The organism is Corynebacterium sp. MSK012 (genome assembly GCF_030232435.1).
GTDB lineage: Bacteria > Actinomycetota > Actinomycetes > Mycobacteriales > Mycobacteriaceae > Corynebacterium > Corynebacterium jeikeium_D.
In genome coordinates, this window is sequence record NZ_JASPJU010000006.1 from 1 (window position 1) to 20716 (window position 20716).

Sequence of the window (20716 nt, forward strand, 5' to 3'; positions counted from 1 at the left end):
GTATTTCGTTCGGCGGGTTTGCTTCACTACTTCTCCTGGTCGAAAGTGGTGATGCATTCACCGCCTGAACCTACCGCCCGAAAAATAGCCCGAAAGTGTCATAAACTCACACAGTTTCACATTTGCAGCCCGTAATTTCTGGGGTTAAAGGCCAAAAATGTGAGCCTTTCCGGCGGCGTGGTTATCTGACCCAGCCTTTTCGATGCCGCCTCCTCCCCCATAGTCACTACCGAGTAGCCACCAAGCCTGCATCCGCGGACTGCAGCTTGCCGTCAACCATCTCCACGATTCGGTCGGCACCGTGGAGCTGCCCCAGGTCGTGGGTGATGTACAGGGTGGCCACACCCATCTTCCGCGTCACATCCATAATCAGTCGCGTCACCGCCCCTGCACTCTTCTGATCCAAAGCCGCGGTCGGTTCGTCGACTAGCAGCACTTCCGGCTCATTCATCAGTGCGCGCGCAACATTGACGCGTGCCTGCTGACCACCGGAAAGCTGGCTCACGCGACGTTCTCCCAGCCCAGCCAGTCCGACTGCCTCGAGCAATTCATCTGCGCGCTTCTCCGCTTCACGACGGCCACCCGCGGGCCACCCGAAAACACGGCCCAATCGCCGCATTGCGATGAGCTGCTGCTTGACCGTCAGCGCTGGCAGAAGATTCGGCTGCTGGAAAACGATGCCGATGTGTTCGCGACGAATCTTGGCAGCATCCGCGCCGCGAGCGCTCAGATCAATGGCCTTCCTTTCCGCACTCTCGTCCGCGCCTGCACCGTTCGCGTCCTGCTTGTTGGAGTACAGCGTGACATGTCCGGTATCGGCACTCTTCAAACAACCTGCGATGGTCAACAGAGTCGACTTGCCGGAACCCGATGGTCCGACCAGTCCCACTACCTCGCCTGCCCGGATCTTCAGCGAGATGTCATCCAAAATGGTGCGTTTGTTGTCGCCATCTTGGACGGTCAGCGAAATGTTCTTCAGAGCGAGTGCCACGGGAGCCTGGTTGTCGATGTAGGTAGTCATTTTGTCCTGAATTCCTCAATTCCTCAGTTGAAGGTTGTGCATGATTAACGCGATGTGAGTGTTCTGTGGGAAGCCGCCGTGCTAGGCCGTACTAACGAGCCACTACGCATTCGCCAATGCGGTGGTCGGATCGACGCGGAATACCGGCACCAGTGCCAGCAGCGCACCAACTACGCCGGTCACGGCCAGAATGAGCCCCGGCACGACGGTCGTGGAAGCATCGACCACAATTGGCATGACGTCGCCGCTCTGCAGAGCCCAGCCCGCCGCTGCAGTCACCGCAACACCGCCACCGACTCCGATTGCCAGCACGGCCAGGACCTGCGCCAGAGAGTCAGCCACCAGCACGGAGCGGGACGCACCGAGCGCCGAGGAAATGGCCACACCACGCAGTCGTTGAACGGTCCACACGGTGAAGAACGCGCCTACCACCAGCGCAGACATCACATACAGCATCGAGGTCATCGCGTTCAGCGAGGTCTGCTCACCCTGGTAGGAAGCCGACAGGTTATTGCGCTCGCCGTCGCGCAGAATGGTTCCTTCCGAGACATTCGGCAGCTGCGCCGCGGACTCGTCGACAACCATCGCCGCTGGCACCATCTGCCCCGGCGTCAGGTCTTCCATCACGCCGCGCCCGGCATAAATGACCGCTTGGTGGTCCAACCACTTATCTCCCGCCACGCGCGCAACGGTGGCCTCGTGCTCGCCCATCGCGCCAGACAGGGTCAGCGAGTCACCTTCCGCAATGGCGGTTTCACTGACGCCGTCGGTGACGGCCACCTGGTCGTCGTTAAGCGAAAAGTCGGAGATGACGGTGACGGGCGTTTCATCGACGCGCGCACGACTGACGTAGACATCGCGGACATTTGCGCCGTTGTCGCTCGCCCATGTCTGGACGCTCTTTCGCGCCGTCTCGCCGATGCTTGACGACGACAACGACGTAGCCCCCTCGGAGACGACGACGGCATCGTTTTTGCTGTAGACCTCGTCAAGTGCGGAGACGGACTGGGCGGACAGGCCTGCAGCCAAAGCCGAGAGGAACGTGACCATCACAGCAATCATCCCGACGGTGATGGTGATCAGTGCGGCACGGCCTGGAGCGGCTCGAAGTTCTTTCATTGACTGGTACATATTCATTATGGTCGTGGATTCAAAGGCGGATTTAATCGCCATGGAGGTTGAACTTCGTCTCCAACTTTCGGTTGATGTTGACAATTCCGGCTCGTCAGCGGTGTTTTGGCAGGCGGAACTGCCCTAAGCTCGAGAGCGTGGATACTCCTGAGACTCTGAACCGCAGCTGGCAATTACTGCGGTTTGCCCTGGATGTTTTGGTGCTGGTGCTGCTGGCGGTATGCGTGGTTCCGGATCCGCAGTGGCGAATCATCACCTATGCGGCGTGCTTTCTAGCGGTGTACATCGCAGGTTCCATTGGGCCGATTGGGCGGGCTCGGCATGGCAACGTAGCCAACGAGGTCGCGCTGACTAAGCCGCGTGGCCTGCTGTTGGGCTGGCTTGTGATTCTGCTGCTGTGCTGGGCGGCGTTGGCGTTTGCAACGCTGGATGCCTCGTTCCTGGTTTTCCCACTGTTTTTCGTAATTCTGCAGGTAACCGGCGGTCTTACGGCCGTAATCATGGTAGCAGCGACAACGGCGACGGCAATTGGCGCTATCGCTATTCATACTCCGCTGACATTTGGTGGTGTCCTTGGCCCCATTCTGGGCGGGACGTTTGTACTTACGGTGGGGCTGGGGTTCCGGCTCCTGCAGAAGGAGACTATCGAAAAGACCAAGGCGCTGGAGGAGCTCTCAGCCGCCCGCGCCCACTCGGAAGCACTGTCCCGTCGTGCCGGTGAGCTGGACGAACGCGCACGCCTCGCAGCCGATATTCATGACACCGTGGCGCAGGGGCTTTCCTCCATCCAGCTGCTACTGCATTCGGTGGAGTCCCGCATGAAAAGTGCTTCCACTCAGCATGACCAGACCTCGGTGGATTCGCTACAGCTCGCCCGCAAGGTTGCGGCCGACAATCTCGCCGAGACCCGGCGCATCATCGCAGCACTTCAGCCGGCTCCCCTCGAAGGCGCAGACCTATCCGGCGCGTTGGAGAAAGTCTGCTCCTCCACGGTGCTGGGCGATGCTGTCAGCTTCTGCGTCGACGGCACACCCACGCGGCTGCCGGCCACCGTCGAAGCAACCATCATCAGGGTGGCCCAGGCGAGCTTGGCGAACGTCGTCAAGCATGCACACGCCACGCGTTGCCGTGTCACCCTGACCTACCAGCCCGACGAGATTCTGCTCGACTGCGTCGACAACGGCATCGGCTTCGACCCCACCGCACCAACTAACGACGACAGCGTGGGGATCGCCAACGCGCGCCGACGCGTAGAGAAGCTCGGCGGCACCTTCACCATCGAGTCGGAACCGGGGCGTGGCTGCGGTGTCAGCGTCAGCATCCCGCACGAGCTCGCCTCTTAAAGTCCCGCGCCTGGTATGCAGGTAGGAAACGACCATTCACATCACCCGAGGAGTTAGCCAGGTGACCAAGCCCATCGGAGTCCTCATCGCCGACGATCACCCCATCGTCCGCGCTGGTCTTCGCGCAGTCGTTGAATCGGCGCCGGATATCGTCGTGGTTGGCGAGGCGGCCAGCGGTGACGAGGCGGTCGAGAAGGTGCGCGCATCGCTTGACGACGACTCTTGCGACCACATCGATCTGGTACTCATGGACCTTCGCTTTGGTGAGGCCCCTGGCACTGCTACCCGCGCAGGCGGAGTTGATGCCACCGCAGCCATCCGCGCACTGGCCGGGCGCGGCGCAAAGGCTCCAGAAGTGTTGGTGGTGACCAATTATTCTTCGGACTCCGATGTGCTCGGCGCTGTCACCGCAGGCGCAGTTGGTTATCTGCTGAAGGATGCCGCTCCGGAGGAGCTCATCGATGGTATCCGTCGTGCCGTTCGCGGCGAGACCGTGCTGAACACACAAGTGGCCGGGCGCTTGATGGGTCGGATGCGCAACCCCAATACAGCACTAACCCCGCGCGAACTCGAAGTGCTCGAGTTGGTCGCGCGGGGTATGTCGAATAGAAAAATTGCAGAACAGCTGGTGCTCACCGAAGCGACTGTGAAATCGCATCTGGTACATATTTTCACCAAGCTAGACGTCAGCTCCCGCACCGCGGCTGTTGCTCGGGCGCAGGAGCTGGGAATGTTGGGTGATTAGGAAACGGACTAACCCGCGTGGCTTAAATGATGGCCTCACTTAGAGGACATGGACTACCAAGAGCTGGTCTCGTCGGCGTTGCCCTTCTTCCAGGTCTCCCACGGGATGTTCCAGTCACCGAGTCCATCAACACCGGAGAGCGTCTCACCAATCGTATTCTTCACAATCACGATGTCACCGCGCTTAGTGTTGTCCAGGAACCACTTAGCGTTGGCGTCAGTGACGTTGATGCAGCCGTGAGACTGGTTGACGCTGCCCTGTGCCCACGTTGACCACGGTGCACCGTGGACGTAGATACCGGAGTAAGACATCTGCGTTGCATAGTTAACCGGCGTGACGTAGCCACCGTTTTCCAGAGACAGGCCGTAGGTACGAGAGTCCATCACCATGGTCTCGTTGCGATCACCGATGATGTACTGGCCATTCGGAGTCGGGTGAACATTCGACCCCATAGAGATAGGCATGGAGTTTACGACTTCACCGTTCCTCTTAATGACCATGGTCTTCGTCGCGTCATCAGCGATAGCAATGACTTCATCACCGATAGTGAAGCTGGTTTCGGCGGACTCCGCACCGTACATATCGTCACCAAGATCCGTGCCGTAAATATCGGACTTCACAGTAACCTTGGTCCCCGGCTTCCAGTACTCCTTTGGACGCCAGCGCACCTCACTGTTATTCAGCCAGTAGAAAGCGCCTTCCACCTTAGGCTCGGTGGTCACCTTAATTGCTTCCTCAGCAGCCTTGCGGTCCGAAATACTCGCGCTGAACTTCACAGCAATAGTCTGACCGACACCCACGGTGGAACCATCCAGCGGGGACAGATAACCATTTACCTGAGAAGTCGGCTCGACGGTGGTGAAAGAAGTAGCCAGCTTTTCTGTGCCCGAGGTGGCGTTAATCTCATAGGTCTTTGAGTAGCCCAGGGGTTCTGCAGTGGTCCACTTGGTACCACTGGAGTCGAGCTTGCCCTTGACCTCTTTGCCCTCAGGGTTGGTCATAACAACCTTGTCCAGGCGATGTCCCTCTTCCACCTGAACCGAAATCGGGTCAACCACCGAAACATCGGTGGCGTCGTCCTTCACACTGGCGACAAGACCAACGTCTGGCTTCTCCGCCTCTTGCTGCTCGGCATTATCTCCGCCGACGGTACAAGCAGCTAGCGAGATGGTGGTCGCAAATGTCACCACCGCCATCGACAGGCGCTTAAAAGATTGCCGCATGATCGTGCTTCACTCCAACAGTGCAATTATTAAGTAGTAAGTCCCGGGGACACACTGCGACACACAGCGGAGTCCTGCTACAGCCCCTGGTGCGCCCTCGAAAAAGGTCAGACTACCCTGCAGCGGCACTAGCCACCGATAAAACGCTCGCCCTAACTGAAAAGCCTTATTGACTGCCCAATCGCAGTCATCAACCCCTCACAGGGCGCAGCACGCAAAGTAGCCCAACGGTTCCTACAGTTAACCCTCTGGAAAATTGCTGTGCAACCCCAAAAAACCGGGGCACTTCAACCGACCTGGGAAAACAGCGCCCCCTTGAAGCTGCGTTACCGAAAAGTAATCAGTTCGCTATTCAAAAGTGCCACCGGACGCTTCCGGACGTTACTGAACACTGTCGAACGTAACTCCGACATCTATGCACACTCCCAACGTTGATGGCATTGATACAGGCCCTACCCCACTTTGAGGATTTCCAAACTTTTTTTGAACTTTTTTCAAACGGTTGCGCAAAACCTTTCAAAAAACATGCAAAAACACCGACCAAAAAACAGGGCCTGACCAGCCGATTTTACAAACAATCAGAAACCTGGTTATATATCTTCTCGTTGCCGGCGAGGAGCTCACACAGAGAGCACCAAGCAGGAAACAGTAAGCGCCATTAGCTCAACTGGCAGAGCAGCTGACTCTTAATCAGCGGGTTCGGGGTTCGAGTCCCTGATGGCGCACAATACAGACCGGGAAGGTAGAAATACCCTCCCGGTCTTTTTGTTGCATAACAAGCGTAGGCGCCAACTTGCAGCCCTCGCTCGCACCCCACGCCTGACTCAAACAAGGGTTAGATACGCAAAAGCGCACGGCCCCAGGTAACTACCCGAAGCGCGTGCGCTAACTACCGAAAAACTACTTAGCAGCAGTCTCAATCATCTCGCGAATGCGGTCGATTTCCTTGCTGCGGTTACGGTTGCGACGAATGCCCATTGCGATGCCGCCAACAACAAGTGCGGCAACGACACCCAGTGCTGCCTGCACCTTCGGCTCATTCAGAGCATCGAGAACGCGGGTCTTTGCGTCATCCGCAACGTTCTTCGGATTCGTTCGCACGGTTAGCTCATCCAGAGTACGGGCGAGCTGGTTACGGTTACGCTCAATATCGCGCTGGATATCTTCAATGCTGCGAGCCACGTAAACTCCCTAAAAAGTTGAATATCTAAAGTGATTGTTCGCCTAAAAGACTAACACTTCCACTACAGCAACGTGGGCGAGCACGGGGAAAAACTCAACGCATTGCTTCAGAGTCGCCACGCACCGCTCCAGAGTCGATACGATTAAGCCATGACTACTTCTTCCTCCAGCGACAAAGAATACGGCCAGAACAACATCCGACTGGAACCTGGCAATCCCGCCCCAGCGTTTACTCTTCTCAACGACGCCGAAGAGCAGGTTTCTCTGTCGGACTACGCGGGCAAGCCCGTGCTGATTTACTTCTACCCGCGGGCCAACACTCCAGGCTGCACCACTGAGGCATGCGACTTCCGCGATGAATCCGCAGCCCTGAATGATGCCGGCATTCCTGTCGTAGGTATTTCTCCGGACAAGCCGGCGAAACTCGCAAAGTTCCGTGAGGACCACGGCTTGAACTTCACCCTCCTGTCCGATCCGGACAAGGAAACCATGACCGCGTTCGGCGCTTTCGGCGAGAAGAAGAACTACGGCAAGATTGTCCAGGGCGTCATCCGCTCGACTTTCCTGGTCAATGCCGATGGAGAAATTGAAAAGGCCTGGTACAACGTTCGCGCCAAGGGGCACGTCCAGCGCGTACTGCGTGACTTGGGTGTGGAATCACAGGCTTCCGAAAGCTAACTAGCCGCAAGGCCTACTCTGACCCTGGCCCCAAACTCTCCTCCCACATCATCCCGATTAGACGGTTTCGTAGTAGTGACTCAATCCCAGGACGCACCGAATATTCTTCGTCCCCGTCGCACTCCGGCTCAGCAACGCAGCCGAGAGCGGTACGCACGCATGCTCAGCTCGGCACGCACAGTGCTCATCGAGCACGGGTTTGAGTCTTTCACTTTCGACGAAGTCGCTCGCATCGCAGATATCCCCATTGGCACGCTCTACCAATTCTTCGCAAACAAGTATGTGATGATCTGCGAGCTCGACCGTCAGGACACTGAGGCCGTCATCGAGGAAGTCTCACGTTTCGGAGAAACAGTCCCCACCTTGAAATGGCCGGAGTTTCTCTCGGAGTTCATCGATCACCTGGCAAAGCTCTGGCGCGAGGACGTTTCTAGAAGAGCCGTATGGTTGGCTGTTCAATCAACGCCCGCCACACGCGCAACTGCAGAAGATACGAAGTCACGCCTGGTCAACGAGATTTCAAAGGTGCTGCGCCCGCTGGTGCCGTCGTCAAGCGATGCGGAACTGAACTTCATCTCCGACCTCATGATTAACGCCACGTACGCCCTGCTGAATTATGCGGTGGACCATCCGGGAAGCGATGTTGAGCGGGAAGCTCATTACGAGCTGACGGTGCAGGAAATCAAACGCATGACAATCTCTTATCTCATGAGCGTCGCGGAGGCCGCAGACTAGAGAGCGCCCCTCGCCCACCTCGGCAGGGGCATTTATTGCCCTTATCAATACGCGGAGGGTAGGCTTGCCTTAGTTTACGCTTTACTCTGGTCAGCGCGGTGGGGTTCCCTGTTTTTCGCCGCGCCTGCGCCGGAACTCCCAAACAGAATCAGAGGTTCACATGTCCACGACGCAGGGCGCTTTCCGACGGAGCCTGCTTCCCCGCTCTATTGTTCTAGCTTCGGCAATCGTAGTGAGTACGGGATTTTTACCCGCAGTCCCCGCATCGGCACAGTCACTGCCATCGATTGGACAGCTCGGCGGTTCGCTCCCCGGCATCGGCGACCTTCTCGGCGGCAGCACCGATCAGTCTGAGCGCCAGCTCTCTGTGACCCCTGCCACCGATCTGTCCGACGGCGCCACCGTGACCATCAAGGGAGTCGGCTACCCCGCTAACGCAAATATTTACCTGGCCCAGACAATCGAGAAGCCAAAGTCGGGCTACCCTTCGACCTACGGCGAAGCGGCCAAGGTGACAGTCGGCGCTGACGGAAGTTTTACGCAGGAGATGAAGGTCGCGACCAGCTTTGGCGATGTCGACTGCACCTCCACCCAGTGCTACGTAGCCTCCTTTACTGCGTTCCCTAATCTTTCTGACCGCAGCAATGACCAGTGGGTCCCCATCACCTTCAAGGCGGGTGCTACTTCCCAGGCTGCTCAATCACAGGGTTCCACCAGCGCGGCACCGAGCGGTGGCCAGAGCACTGGTTCGGGCTCCCAGTCACAGTCGGGCTCGCAGTCACGGGGTAACGCATCGGTGAGCCTGTCCAAGACCTCAGACTTGAACCCGAGCGGCGACACCATTCGAGTCGAAGGCAAGGGATTCAAGACCTCTGGACCGGGCATCTACGTCGGTATCGCGCAAAATGACCAGATGGATGTGACCAACGCCGATTCCTTCGGCCCGGATACCAAGTTTGTGTCTACCTCCCGCGGCAACCTGAAGTCCGACGGCAGCTTCAGCGTGGACCTTCCGGTCAGCGCGAAGTTCGGCACGGCAGACTGCATGCAGAACGCTTGCTCGGTCTACACCATTGCTGCTCACGGTTCCTCCGACCGCAGCCAGGACACGGCGACCGCGGTATCGTTTGCCGGCGGAGCTGCCAAGCAGGACGCTACCCTGCCCTCCGGCGGTGGCTCCTCACAGTCCGCAGGCAGCGCAAGCTCCGGCACCAGTGGCAGCACTGGGTCTAGTGGAACGAGTAGCACCACCGGTTCCAGCGGCTCTAGCAGCTCCAACGGCAGCAGCTCCTCGACCGGCACCCCGTCGGTAAGCCTGTCCACCACGGAACTGAACCCGTCGGGCAGCACCGCAATTACCGTCTCCGGCACCGGATTCAAGACCAGCGGCAACGGCATCTACGTCGCAGTGGCTGAGAAGAACAAGTTCTCCACCACCAACGCTGATGCTTTCTCCGCCGCTGAGTTTGTCCGCACCTCCCAGATGTCCTCCGACGGCAGCTTCTCTACAACGCTCAATGTCGAGGCCGTCACCTCGGCCGCCAACTGCGTCGAAAATGACTGCGCACTCTACACCTTTGCTGCTCACGGTTCCTCCGACCGCAGCCAGGACACGGCCACGGACCTCAGCGTCGGCGGCTCCGCCAAGGAACGCGAAGAAGCTGTGAAGGCCGGTGCCTCCAAGACCGGAGAGTCCAAGGCCAGCGGCTCATCCAAGGCATCTGGCAAGGCTTCCGCAAAGTCCAACGCTTCCGGCAATGGCCTCGACGAAGTTGATGTGCAGACTCAGCAGGCCGCGACCAACTCCCCGCTCCAAACCGCCGCAGTCGCCGGAACCGGCGCAATCCTGGGCGCGCTAATCTTCGGTGCCGGCATCTTGGTCGGTCGCCGTCAAAAGTCCGTCGATTAGCGCGGTGCCGGACTAGTCCAGGCGTACGACGGCGATTGCGTAGTCGCCGTCGTGCGAGATGCTTAACGACGGCCCCAGCTGCCACTCCTGATCGTGGAAATGGCGGCTCACAGCACCGTGGAGACTGATGCTCACGCGACCGTAGGCATCCGGCTGCACCTCTATTTCCCGCCAGTCCATCTGATCGCGCGCAATCGGCGGTTGGCTGCCAAAGAGAGTCTGCGACCAGGCCTTGATGAAGGCTTCCTTCGCAGCCCAGCGGCCCGCTAAGTGACGCGCCAGCGCGCCGCCGACTGCTCCGCGGCGCCTAGCTACCAGTAGCTCCGCAGGTGTGAAAACCGCCTGCGCGAACTGACTGCCTGGCATATTCAGCTGCTCTTCGAAGCCCGGAATATAGACGAGGTCTACGCCAATCATGGCTGGAGGACACCATCGATCAGACGGGCGCCGTCGGAAAGCAGAACTGCCTTTTCCAATGCAGCGGGTGAACCGAACCGACCACCGTCCGCCAGGTTTCGCTCGCGTGGACGCTCGTAGAGAGCTTCCCCACCGTAAATCGCCTCATCAATGCGACGCAGACCAGCCGCTTCGCGGTTGTGCGCCGCGGACCGCCAACGCTCCGCAACCTCAGCGCCATCGTGCTGCACTATCGCTTGGTAGAAAGCTTCCGGGTGGACGACTGCCACCAGTGCCGAGACATGTCCGAACCCGAGCGAGGTAACAAAGCCAGCCTTCAGCGGCAACGTATTGCCGAAATTGACTGCCTTCGTTGGCCATACCAGACGCGAATGCTCAGCCAATGCGGGATCGACGCAGTCCAGCGATCGATTACCTGGCACAATGCCGCTGCGCAACACCTGGGTCAGACCAATGATCTGGAACGCTGCAGCACCACCCTTAGCGTGTCCCGTCAGCGATTTCTGAGAGACCACCAACAGCGGGTTAGAGCGCTCGCGACCGAGTTCATCTGCAATGCGTTCATGCAGTTCGGACTCATTTGGGTCGTTGGCATTGGTCGAGGTGTCGTGCTTGGACAACACCGCGACCTGATCCGCAGTGACATCGAGTACTGCAAGTGCGCGAGCCAATCGAGACTTCTCGCCGCCCTGAGCGGCCGCTAGCGCGCCCAAACCCGGCGCCGGAATGGATGTGTGCGCGCCGTCGGCGAAGGACTGGGCGTATGCGACGACACCGAGCACGGGGAGCCCCATGTCACGGGCGATGTCTCCGCGAGCCAACAGCACCGTGCCACCGCCTTGTGATTCCACGAAGCCTCCGCGTCGACGATCATTCGGCCTGGAGAAGTACTCATGGTCGATGCCTTTGTTTTCCATGGTGGCGGAGTCAGCTGTGGCGGCCATGTCGCCGAAACCTGTGATTCCCTCTGTGGATAGGTCATCAAAGCCACCCGCGACAACAAAATCTGCCTTACCCAGGGCAATCTTGTCGACACCCTCCTCCACCGACACCGCTGCCGTCGCACAGGCTGCCACAGGGTGAATCATCTGCCCGTAGCCACCGACATACGACTGCATAACGTGGGCGGCAATAACATTTGGCAATGCCTCCTGCAGGACGTCATTGGCGCGCGGTTGCCCCAGCAGACCGTCGATGTAAAGACTGCGCAGCGACTCCATCGCACCAATACCTGTGCCCTGTGTCGACGACACTCGCGCCGGGTTGACCGCTTCCAGCAGCTGCGCTGGGCTAAAGCCCGATGACAAGAAGGCATCGACAGTACAGACAATGTTCCACAAGCTCACGCGGTCCAGATTGTCCATCATGTCTGCCGGAATACCGTATCGTGCCGGGTCAAAGCCCTGCGGAATTTGACCGCCAACATAACGGCTCATCGCCATTCGGCGCGGTACCTGAACCGGCGTGCCAGCGGCCCGTGTCACAAGCCACTGCCCTGTCTCGGCATCGAAGCTCGCAGTGGTGTTGTCCGGGTTGGAACTGACAAAAGTCTCCGCTGCCGCGCGGTCACGCACAGCAAAGCTCAACGCACGATCCAGGTAGACCGTGGTCAGCTCAGTCATCGTATTATCAACCAAATCGCCATCATCGGCGTAACGACGCACACCAACTCGCGCCAGCACTTCATCGCGGTAACGCGAAGCAATATCGCTTTCTGCCAACGGTTGCCCGTCGGCGTCACGCCAGCCACCCTCATAGGAAATCAACCCCATTGACCAGGCTAATTCCACAATTCCTGCTGCAGAAATATCATCAACTTCAGCCTCAAAGCGCGTCCGGGAAGAACCGTACGGCCCAAGCTCACCGGCGCCCACGATGACCACCATGTCCTCCAGAGCCGCTGCGATGTCACCAAAGGTCGGTGTTGTCTGCGCAATTGGTCGGCGTGGGCTTGGCAGGCCGCTCAAAGCACGGCTTGACGACGGCTCCTGCGAGCGCGCCCCGCTAGAGATCTCAGAGTTTTGAGCTGCTGGGGCAGCCGCCTGTGCAGCCTCCTGCGCCAATTGCGCAATGTTGAGGTCGACGTCACCCAATCCGCCGGTGAGATCGGCCTGAATCGGGCGGGTTTGTGCCTTCTTCCGAGCCTCCGAGCTCGCGAGCTCAATGAGTTCAGCTGCCATTTCTTCGGTGGAGAAGGTGCGTACTCCCTTTGCTTCCACTGCAGCAACCAATGGGTCGTTTCCACCCATCAGGTTGGTGCCTCGAACCCACCCAATCTGTGCATGAGCCAGAGTGGTGCGGGTGCGCCAAGCGTCCTCCACATTCCAGCGCGCCACCACGGCGTCGAGTGCGGCCTTGGCTTCCCCATAGGCACCATCACCGCCGAAGCGACCACGGTTCGGTGAACCCGGCAGCACCACATGCAAACGATGCTGCAGATTATTGTCCCCGCCGAGTGCTGACATCCCTGCGATGAGTCGTTCCACCGACCACAGAAGCAGACGCATTTGGGTCTCGGACGCAGGACCGGCATCGGCAAGCGAGCCTGAGACCGTAGGCGCCGCGAACGGGAATAGCAACGTCGGTGACAGTGCAGGCTTGGTCACAACCACTTCCGCACCAATCGTCGTAGTCTGCTCGGTTCCGATCCAGTCGATAAGGGAATCCAGGTCCTGGAAGCTGGACAGGTTCGCCGGTACCACCCACAGCTTCGCCTCGCCCTGCGCATGCATACGGTAGAGCTGCTTGTAGAAGCTCAGGCGTTCGTGTCCAAGGCGTGAGGTAGTGACAACAACGGTTGCTCCCTGAGACAGCAACTGTGCAGTCACAGCGGAGCCAATCGAATTTGGCGATGCGCCGGTCACAACAGCGATGTCGGCATTCATCGATAGTTCGTCCACATTCGTGATGGACTCATCCGCCAGCTGTCGGTAGATACTCGCCAACTGTGTCCGCCCTGCCGCGTCTGCCTTGGCAGCCCACCACTGTGCCTGCTCGACTGCGGTTTCATGGATACTGCCCGGCGCGGTTTCAGCCACGTCTTCATCAGCGGCTGCCCAGAGGCGCGCTAGGTCATCGCGGGAGGTGGCCCAGCGGTCGTCGAGAAGCACTGCCTTGGTGGGCGTAAACGTCGGGGTGACCAGCTTCGGCCAGTCCGCACCGAGTTCAGCGGTGACAAGATTTACCAGGTTGCTGTCGGCGTCTTCGGCATCGAAGTCAATGGCACCGGTAATCTCGTGACCGAGTTGCTCCAGAATCGTGCGTGCAGCGGTGGCAAGAATGCCTCGCTGACCAGTCAGTTTATCTGCAAACTCAGTGAGCGCAGCCGAGTCGACCATTCCAGCACTGCTGTCGCTTGCCGACGGCTTAGCGACAGATACACCTCGCTGCGCGGCGACCGCGAGGATTGCTTCATCGATCAGCTGGTTGAGTTCAGCAGTACTGGTTGGGGCGGCCGGTGCCAGATGCGCAAGATCACCGCCGCGCAGGGATGCGCCCTCGCGAGTACCGAGCATCATCTCGGCGCTAACTGCGGTTGCCCACCCCTTGCCGAGCTGGCATTCATCGACCACATAGTCATCGATGTAATTCGCGCCTGCACCGGCAGGACCGGTAATCCGGCGAATACCGTCGGCAATGGCTTCGGAGAGAATCGGACCGAATGCCGAATACCCACTGGCCAAGCTATCAATCTTGTCCTTTAGATCAGCCAGTTCCGCATCTGCGGCCCCTTCGATTGAACCGAGGTCGAATTCCACTCCGAGATCGAGCAGCAGTTGATTGCGTCGAGATGAGACTCCATCGACCAGAGTCTCAATGGAGTCGGCGGCGCCGAGCTGGTCGGGGCGCACCTTCGTCCATTGGCAAATAAGAACTTCCAGCGCTTCTGCCGGGCTGACTGCGATATCAGCAACTTCGGCAGCCGGAGTGGCAGCACTCGTGATCGTGGTTGCCTGTTCGGTCGCCGCGGATTGGTCTGCGGATACCGCCGGCGCCGCTGATCCTGCTTCTCCCGATGCTCCTGCTGCTCCAGATAGGGTCTGCGCCGCGTCCTGCTCTGGTGTCACCTCCGACTCGGGCTCAGTCTTTTCCGGCTGAATTTGGTCGCGCATAAACGCTGCATCAGCATCACGCTCGAGATTGAGCACTCGAATGTCACGGCTTCGGTGGCGGGGCAACTGGCAGGTACGGGCAGCCAGGTTTGCCAGTGTGGGCGCTGTACCTACACCGACTTCAATAATGCGGCTGACACCGAGATCCTCAAGCAACAGATCCTGAGTTTCGACCCACCTCACCGGTGAGCAGAATTGCCAGGCCAGCAACTCGACCAGCAACATGCGGGCCAGGCGCGCCGGGTTTTCAGCAGCAGTATCAAAGTCGGCAAGGATGTTTTCCAGAATGTCTGAGTCGACGACTGCAGCCATCTGGCGGACGAACTTCTCGGTCAGCTCAAAAGAGGTCGCGGTGAGATTCGGGATATAGCGTCCCACCAGGCGTTCTGGAGCGATTTCCGCTGGCAGCAGCCGCTCCAGGTGTTTACGGAAGGAATCCACACCGTCGCGTAGGACACTGGAGTGGAATGGCACATCAATACCTGGGATACGCACGTATCCCTTGCCGTCCGAGCTGCGGCGCTCGCACTGTTCAGCCAGTGCCGCAAGGCCCGCGACGGTGCCGGCGACGGCGTACTGCTTGCCTGCCAGGTTGAGATTTACGACTTCGAGGAACTCACCGGTTTCCTGCGACAACCGATTAACAAACTCAGTGACCTCGTCCTCGCGTACGCCGATCTTGTCCGGACGCAGGGCGCACAAACCATAGTTGGACCTCCCCTGCTCATCACGTTCGACCAGTTCATGCATGGTCAAACCGCGGCGGTAGACAACCTCCAACACGGCATCTGCGTCAAGCGCACCAGCGAAAGCCGCCAGCGCGTTGTACTCACCGACAGAGTGTCCCGCAAAGTGAGCTGTTTCATCCAGCAGCCCTGCTTCACGGAGCTCCGCAACCTGCGCCAGCCCCAACGTCGCCATCGCAACCTGGGTGAACTGAGTCAGATTCAGGACACCTTCTGGGTGGAAATAGCGCACACCATCCACAACCACCTCTACCGGGTTGTCCCGAACAATAGCCAGTACGGAAAAGCCAAGCTTCTCTCGGGTCATCGCATCCGCCTGGTCCCACACGCGGCGGGCCGCTACGCTGCGAGTCCGGGCAGACAGCCCCATCCCCTGTGATTGAATCCCCTGGCCAGGGAAGACATATGCAGTCGTCGGTGCGGCAATTACAGCAGTGGCAGTCAGTACCAGCTCGCCCTCTACTGTGGCCGTGACTTCACGGACTTCACCGGCGCCTGGACGGTCATCAAAACCACGGCGTTCGACAGAGAATTTCACTTCCTGACCAGGTAGAACCGGACTCAGCATAGTCGCGGTGAACTCAATCACCCGATTGCCAATGCCGGCATCCGACGTGGCAACAGCCGCATGCTCGGCCATCGCCGACAGCCACATTCCATGGACAATAACCCCTGGTAGACCAGCGAGCGCTGCTGCCCGGGAATCGACGTGGATAGGATTGCGATCGCCTGTGACACAGCTAAATGGCTCCATCGCCTTAGGCGCTTCCACGGTCAAGGCACCGCGGAAACTCCGTGGCGTATCCGTGACCGTTGGAAATGGCACAGTATTGGTCCGCGCTGTCTCGCCGCCGTTTCGGCCACGAATGGCAAAGCGTTCACTCAAGGTGGCGAGCAGCGTATCGCCATCACGAACCTCCGCGCGCACCACAACTAACCGCCCTAAGTCCGTATCAACGACCTCGTCGACACGCGCACTAATCCGCAACGTTGTGGTTTCCTGAGGCAGAGCCCCAATCATTCGAATGTGATGCTCAAGGTGAACAAGCGCGAGCATGCCCTCAACAACATCAATGCCGGTCTCAGTACGCGCCTGCGCGACTGCCGCAAAAATCGCTGGCCAAGCATGCCCGACCAACGCGTCCGGCACCGTCGCCTGCGACTCATCGCCGGCAGCTGCAATAGTGACCGCATCGTAGTCAGCCATCGCCATCGGATCCCACACGGATTCCCACTCCGCGACCCCATCGACGATGTTTGCAAGCTCACCGCCAGCCGCGATTCGCGTCAGCTCCCGCATCGCGGCTGCCGCATCCTCATGCTTGACGACGGGCACTGCGCCCACCGCTGCACTCTGGCACAGGCGAATTCGCAGTTGCGTATTCTCCCCCGCAGCATCGGGCAGCGGAACGGTCAGCTGTGCCCAGACGAGCTCCTCCCCGCCCTCATCATTGCTGCCATCAGCTCCAATGGTCTCCAAAATGGCACCAGTACCTGGGTGCTCCAGGCGTTGTGAACGAGAGACATCACTTGCGTCAGATACACATACCCACTCATGTTCCGCGCCAAGTGCCAGCGCCGGATTCGGCTGCTGTCGACCAGCCCACCAAATCACAGGTGCTGCGAGCATCCGGCTGAGGGCGTCAACAGGTGCCTCCGGCAGGTAGCCGGTATCCATCAATGCCTGTGCAGTAGCTTTTTCAAACCGACCCAGAATTTCCGCTACTGGCTCATTCGCGCGGGTAATGCCCGAAACAGCCTGCGGCCCTGGGATGATGCAGACTTGATCCGCATCGTAGCGAGAGTCATGCGCCTGCCATAGGGAGTCCGATCGCCACCAGCGACGAACCTCATCATCGATAACCGGAACGAATGGCACAGGTTTGCCAGGTGTGCGGCAGAGCTCAGAGATAAAGAAGGTGACATCTGCTGGGTGGAGCTGGGTATCCAGATCCAGCAGGCCGGACAGTCGCGAGATTTCGTTCTGCGGCTGGGTGCGCAAACTATCGCCGTCGGCGAGCGCGTCAAACGTGCCCGCGTCGACTGCATTCAATCGTGCCTCTACTCGGTCGACGAGTGCGACAAAGCGCGTCGACCACGTCGGATCGAGGAACGTCCCTTCAGGCGCGCACAATTCGAGATAGCGGTTTAGCACCTCGGCATACGTCATGGTGACGACATCCCCGAAGTACGGCTTCGCGGTGGCGTTAATTGCCTCGATGATCTCTGCGCGTCGTTCGGTGACCTTAGTGAGGTCACCTGCGACTTCGTCAAGCAATCTGCCTGCGCGTGCTGCGGCGTTATCAATTTCGTGGATATCAGCGCCCAACTGGCTGCGCCCCGACGCCATGCCATCCATGGCGCTACCAGCGGGGATCCAGTTGTCAGTGCCGACGGTGTCGACCAGCATCTGTTTCACGGACTCAGAGGCGGTCGACTCCTTGGCTGCCATCGCAGCTGTGCCGATGATGACAGCATCGACCGGCATCGGCGCCAATCCGTACCGTGTCGACCACGTGCCCATCAGATAATCACGGGCCTGTTCTGGCTTGCCGATACCGCCGCCAACAGCAAGCACCACATCTCGCTTGCGGATCTTTGCGTAGGTGTTAATTAGCAGGTCATCGAGGTCTTCCCAGGAATGGTGGCCGCCGGCACGCCCACCTTCAACCTGCATGATGATTGGATACGGTGTGCCCTGCTGCGCCAAGGTGTCTGCAATTTCGAGCACCGACTCGATTTGTGCGATTGTGCCCGGTTTGAAGGAGATATGCGGAATCCCGCCCTCACGCAGCTGCTTTACTAGCTCAACTGCCTCGTCCACCTCGGGGATTCCCGCGGAGATGGTGACTCCATCAATCGGTCGCCCCGCTGCCACTGCGCGCGGGAGCAAACGGCGGCTTCCAATGTGCAAACCCCACAGGTACGGATCCAAAAACATGGTGTTGAACTGTGCACTGCGCCCCTCCTCGAGCAGATCGGAGAGTCGCGCCACATTAGCCTCGAAGATTTCCGGCGTGACTTGGCCGCCACCGGCCAGCTCCGCCCAGAACCCCGCATTCGCAGCAGCCGCCACGATCTCAGGGTCAACGGTTGTCGGGGTCATACCGCCGAGCAGAATTGGCGAGCGCCCGGTCAACTTGGTGAACTTCGTCTCGACACGGGGCTTGTCTCCAGTGACCAGACGCGGCGCAAACTCCAGCCACGATGTCGGATGCTCAATGTCGCTCTCAGACAGGACGCCCCTACCCGCAGCTGTCGCCGCAGGAATCACCGCCACGCCATAGCCTTCAGCGTTACGTTCTGTCAGCTTGACGACGCCTGTGTTCGGCCCCAAATCCAAAATGGTGGTTGCTCCTTGGTCGATGAGCCCCCGTACCTCGGCGCTCCAGTCACTGGGGTCAACCAAGATTGCACGCGCAAGCCGGTCCGCCGTTTCCGCATCTAGCCCAATGCGCTCAGCTCGCTCCACTACCCATGCCACAGCAGGTACCAGCGCTGGGTGATGGAATGCGCCACTAACTGGCAGAACTGTACATTCGACTTTCCGACCCTTCGGCTGCTGCGTTGTGAGCTGCTCTGCCAGCTGGTCTAGTTCATCCTGCTTGCCGATAACTACGCTGGTAGTCTGCGTATTCTTCAGACCGATGACACAGCCCTGGGGGAGGAAAGGCTCCAACTCCTCGACCGTCAGGCCAGAGATACTCATCATCGGCGCGCGCCCAAATCCGGCTACTCGGCTTCCGCGCGCACACGCCACACCGATGAGGCGAGCTAGCGCCAGAAGCTCTGCTGCCTTCTCTGGGCGAGCGACAATCTCAGCGGCAAGAACACCTTGCGAATGACCGGTTACCGCTACCGCTTCGGTGATATTAATTCCCTGCTTTTCCAGCAACTCGACAATGCCCAACTGTGCCAAGACGATGCCCGGGACGCTGACCGCAGGGTTGGTTGTATCTCCGGTAAATGGCTCGTCTGTAACGAGTGAGATTGCCCAGCCGAAGGGGTCGAAACCTGCGGGAAGCTGGCCGATGAGATCGTCGTCAAGCGGTGCGAGCAGTTCCTCAGCGCGAGTGAAAACTTCCCGTAGTTTCTTTGAGTTGCCACTGGCCATGACGCTGGAGAGAGTGTCCAGCCATGGTTGCGATTGACCGGCGAAAGTGACTGCAAAAGTACCCAGGTCTGGAGCAGTTACGACATTGGTCTGCAAAGTGGCGAGTTTTTCGTATTTCACGTGGCTGAGGTCCTTGTCTTGTGGAGTACGAAATGAAAACATCTTTTGTTTCCAAATCCTTGCCAGGACACTATGCCATAAATCATGAGGAATCCATCATGTTTTTCTCGTGCGGTTTTGTGATGCCATCAACGCGAAGATAATTTGCAACCCCAAAACGAGAGGCCGAACACGGCTGCGAAATCAGCGAGTACAACGCTTCTAAAATGAAAGAACTTCGCAGGTAGAAAACAGTGTTCCCCTGTCGAGAAATTGCTTGCACTTCACCACTCTGTCAGCACCGGCAGTGGAAAATGAAGCCCGGAAGACTGAGCCAATTTATGCCCAATCGGTGATGAACATCACACCCGGAATGCGTGTCAATGGGCGCCGAGAACGCTCAATCTTTCCTCGATTAATCGCCTAGCATATCCAGAATTGTGGACTCCGCTTCTTCTAAGCGCCGCTCTGACTCTTCAAGGTCCTGCTGCGACTTACCATCGCGCTCGACCTTGCCGTCGAAGATTGCGCAGGGATCATCGTTGACCACAGTGTCGTCGGGAACTATGCCACGACGCGCCATGTACTCATCCAGATGCATCGAGATGCTCATGTTGCCTCCCTGCTTCCACCTTACGATTCAAGATACGATTCGATCAGCGTCATTGTATCGACAGATTCGATTGCCCTACGCAGTGGAATGAGCGAACAAAGGTTTCCCAGAATGGCACTCACGCGCGCTGTGCGACTGCCCCGTCTTGCGTTCCCCTTCCCGATGCGAAAACTGTCGCAGGTCTACAGCTGGTCTGGTGGCCAGGGCTTTCCGTCAGGGAAGTATCTGTCATATTTCCAGCCCAGACGGAAGGGGAGGACGTACTTCTGGGGACTGTTGTTCGCTTCCCACATTGACTTTGGTTTGGTTGCCCGCTCGGCTTCTTCCCGGTCGGTGTACACCCCGTAACAGATAGGGTCCCAGAAGTTGCTATCGGTGATTTCGAGAGTGGGGGTGCCGGTGAATACTCCATAGAGGAGTTGGTCGCGGCTTTCGACCTCGACCTCGAAATCTTCCCAGGTGCCCATCATTCCGCCGGGTTGCGCGCGCCACCAGTTGTCAATCGCGAGGGCGGTCTCCTCGGACTCGACGAACCCGCCGAGAGGTTCAGTGTTATCCGGATAGCGGGGATAAACGACGCAGACAACAATTTTCATAGTCATGGTTCTACACCGTGCACGGGAGATTAGCGACCTTGGAATAGCTTCG

13 protein-coding genes and 1 tRNA gene are annotated in these 20716 nt (G+C 58.8%); 6 read left to right on the forward strand and 8 right to left on the reverse strand.

Annotated elements, in window-relative coordinates; translation table 11 throughout:
• Positions 1 to 226: 226 nt before the first annotated feature.
• The gene (locus QP977_RS04855; RefSeq protein ID WP_049172923.1) at positions 227 to 1021 is read right to left on the reverse strand and encodes an ABC transporter ATP-binding protein; all 795 of its coding nucleotides are present in this window, start codon (positions 1019 to 1021) and stop codon (positions 227 to 229) included.
• A 102-nt stretch (positions 1022 to 1123) separates the two neighbouring features.
• Positions 1124 to 2140 (reverse strand): ABC transporter permease family protein, encoded by a 1017-nt coding sequence (locus QP977_RS04860; RefSeq protein ID WP_284847182.1) that lies wholly within the window; start codon positions 2138 to 2140, stop codon positions 1124 to 1126.
• Positions 2141 to 2289: 149 nt separating this feature from the next.
• On the opposite strand from QP977_RS04860, the gene QP977_RS04865 reads away from it, so the two are divergent.
• Positions 2290 to 3495 (forward strand): sensor histidine kinase, encoded by a 1206-nt coding sequence (locus QP977_RS04865; protein ID WP_070827483.1) that lies wholly within the window; start codon positions 2290 to 2292, stop codon positions 3493 to 3495.
• A gap of 61 nt (positions 3496 to 3556) precedes the next feature.
• Positions 3557 to 4240, forward strand: coding sequence for a LuxR C-terminal-related transcriptional regulator (locus tag QP977_RS04870; protein WP_080969579.1), 684 nt, complete (start codon positions 3557 to 3559; stop codon positions 4238 to 4240).
• A 53-nt stretch (positions 4241 to 4293) separates the two neighbouring features.
• On the opposite strand, the gene QP977_RS04875 is transcribed toward QP977_RS04870, so the two are convergent.
• The gene (locus tag QP977_RS04875) at positions 4294 to 5463 is read right to left on the reverse strand and encodes a L,D-transpeptidase (protein WP_049172917.1); all 1170 of its coding nucleotides are present in this window, start codon (positions 5461 to 5463) and stop codon (positions 4294 to 4296) included.
• A 652-nt stretch (positions 5464 to 6115) separates the two neighbouring features.
• Between QP977_RS04875 and QP977_RS04880 the strand changes: the two genes are divergently transcribed.
• Positions 6116 to 6188 (forward strand) — tRNA-Lys (locus QP977_RS04880).
• A gap of 175 nt (positions 6189 to 6363) precedes the next feature.
• Here QP977_RS04880 and QP977_RS04885 read toward each other — a convergent pair.
• A complete protein-coding gene (locus QP977_RS04885; RefSeq protein WP_005511166.1) occupies positions 6364 to 6645 on the reverse strand; it encodes a DUF3618 domain-containing protein in 282 nt (93 codons plus the stop codon).
• A 150-nt stretch (positions 6646 to 6795) separates the two neighbouring features.
• Between QP977_RS04885 and bcp the strand changes: the two genes are divergently transcribed.
• The 3 genes from bcp to QP977_RS04900 all read left to right on the forward strand — a co-directional run bounded on the left by bcp (position 6796) and on the right by QP977_RS04900 (position 9967).
• A complete protein-coding gene (gene bcp, locus QP977_RS04890; RefSeq protein WP_070429772.1) occupies positions 6796 to 7323 on the forward strand; it encodes a thioredoxin-dependent thiol peroxidase in 528 nt (175 codons plus the stop codon).
• A 75-nt stretch (positions 7324 to 7398) separates the two neighbouring features.
• Positions 7399 to 8058: a TetR/AcrR family transcriptional regulator gene (locus QP977_RS04895; protein ID WP_502870947.1), complete on the forward strand. Its 660-nt coding sequence runs from the start codon at positions 7399 to 7401 to the stop codon at positions 8056 to 8058.
• A gap of 160 nt (positions 8059 to 8218) precedes the next feature.
• Positions 8219 to 9967 carry a neocarzinostatin apoprotein domain-containing protein gene (locus QP977_RS04900; RefSeq protein WP_147722494.1) on the forward strand — a complete coding sequence of 583 codons (1749 nt, stop codon included), beginning with the start codon at positions 8219 to 8221 and terminating at the stop codon, positions 9965 to 9967.
• Positions 9968 to 9979: 12 nt separating this feature from the next.
• Here QP977_RS04900 and acpS read toward each other — a convergent pair whose 3' ends face one another.
• The 4 genes from acpS to QP977_RS04920 form a co-directional block, all read right to left on the reverse strand.
• A complete protein-coding gene (gene acpS, locus QP977_RS04905; protein WP_070429775.1) occupies positions 9980 to 10384 on the reverse strand; it encodes a holo-ACP synthase AcpS in 405 nt (134 codons plus the stop codon).
• Positions 10381 to 19476 carry a type I polyketide synthase gene (locus tag QP977_RS04910; RefSeq protein ID WP_284847183.1) on the reverse strand — a complete coding sequence of 3032 codons (9096 nt, stop codon included), beginning with the start codon at positions 19474 to 19476 and terminating at the stop codon, positions 10381 to 10383. The genes acpS and QP977_RS04910 overlap by 4 nt, the downstream gene beginning before the upstream one ends.
• A 394-nt stretch (positions 19477 to 19870) precedes the next feature.
• Positions 19871 to 20068 (reverse strand): hypothetical protein, encoded by a 198-nt coding sequence (locus QP977_RS04915; RefSeq protein WP_016422270.1) that lies wholly within the window; start codon positions 20066 to 20068, stop codon positions 19871 to 19873.
• A gap of 182 nt (positions 20069 to 20250) precedes the next feature.
• Positions 20251 to 20670 carry a hypothetical protein gene (locus QP977_RS04920; protein ID WP_187400021.1) on the reverse strand — a complete coding sequence of 140 codons (420 nt, stop codon included), beginning with the start codon at positions 20668 to 20670 and terminating at the stop codon, positions 20251 to 20253.
• Between the last annotated feature and the right edge of the window lie 46 nt (positions 20671 to 20716).

Excerpts from the sequence above, each read along its gene's own strand:
- QP977_RS04920 (WP_187400021.1), bottom strand. The coding sequence starts at position 20,670 with ATGACTATGAAAATTGTTGTCTGCGTCGTTTATCCCCGCTATCCGGAT.
- acpS (WP_070429775.1), bottom strand. The coding sequence starts at position 10,384 with ATGATTGGCGTAGACCTCGTCTATATTCCGGGCTTCGAAGAGCAGCTG.
- bcp (WP_070429772.1), top strand. The coding sequence starts at position 6,796 with ATGACTACTTCTTCCTCCAGCGACAAAGAATACGGCCAGAACAACATC.
- QP977_RS04855 (WP_049172923.1), bottom strand. The coding sequence starts at position 1,021 with ATGACTACCTACATCGACAACCAGGCTCCCGTGGCACTCGCTCTGAAG.
- QP977_RS04915 (WP_016422270.1), bottom strand. The coding sequence starts at position 20,068 with ATGAGCATCTCGATGCATCTGGATGAGTACATGGCGCGTCGTGGCATA.
- QP977_RS04875 (WP_049172917.1), bottom strand. The coding sequence starts at position 5,463 with ATGCGGCAATCTTTTAAGCGCCTGTCGATGGCGGTGGTGACATTTGCG.
- QP977_RS04900 (WP_147722494.1), top strand. The coding sequence starts at position 8,219 with ATGTCCACGACGCAGGGCGCTTTCCGACGGAGCCTGCTTCCCCGCTCT.
- QP977_RS04860 (WP_284847182.1), bottom strand. The coding sequence starts at position 2,140 with ATGAAAGAACTTCGAGCCGCTCCAGGCCGTGCCGCACTGATCACCATC.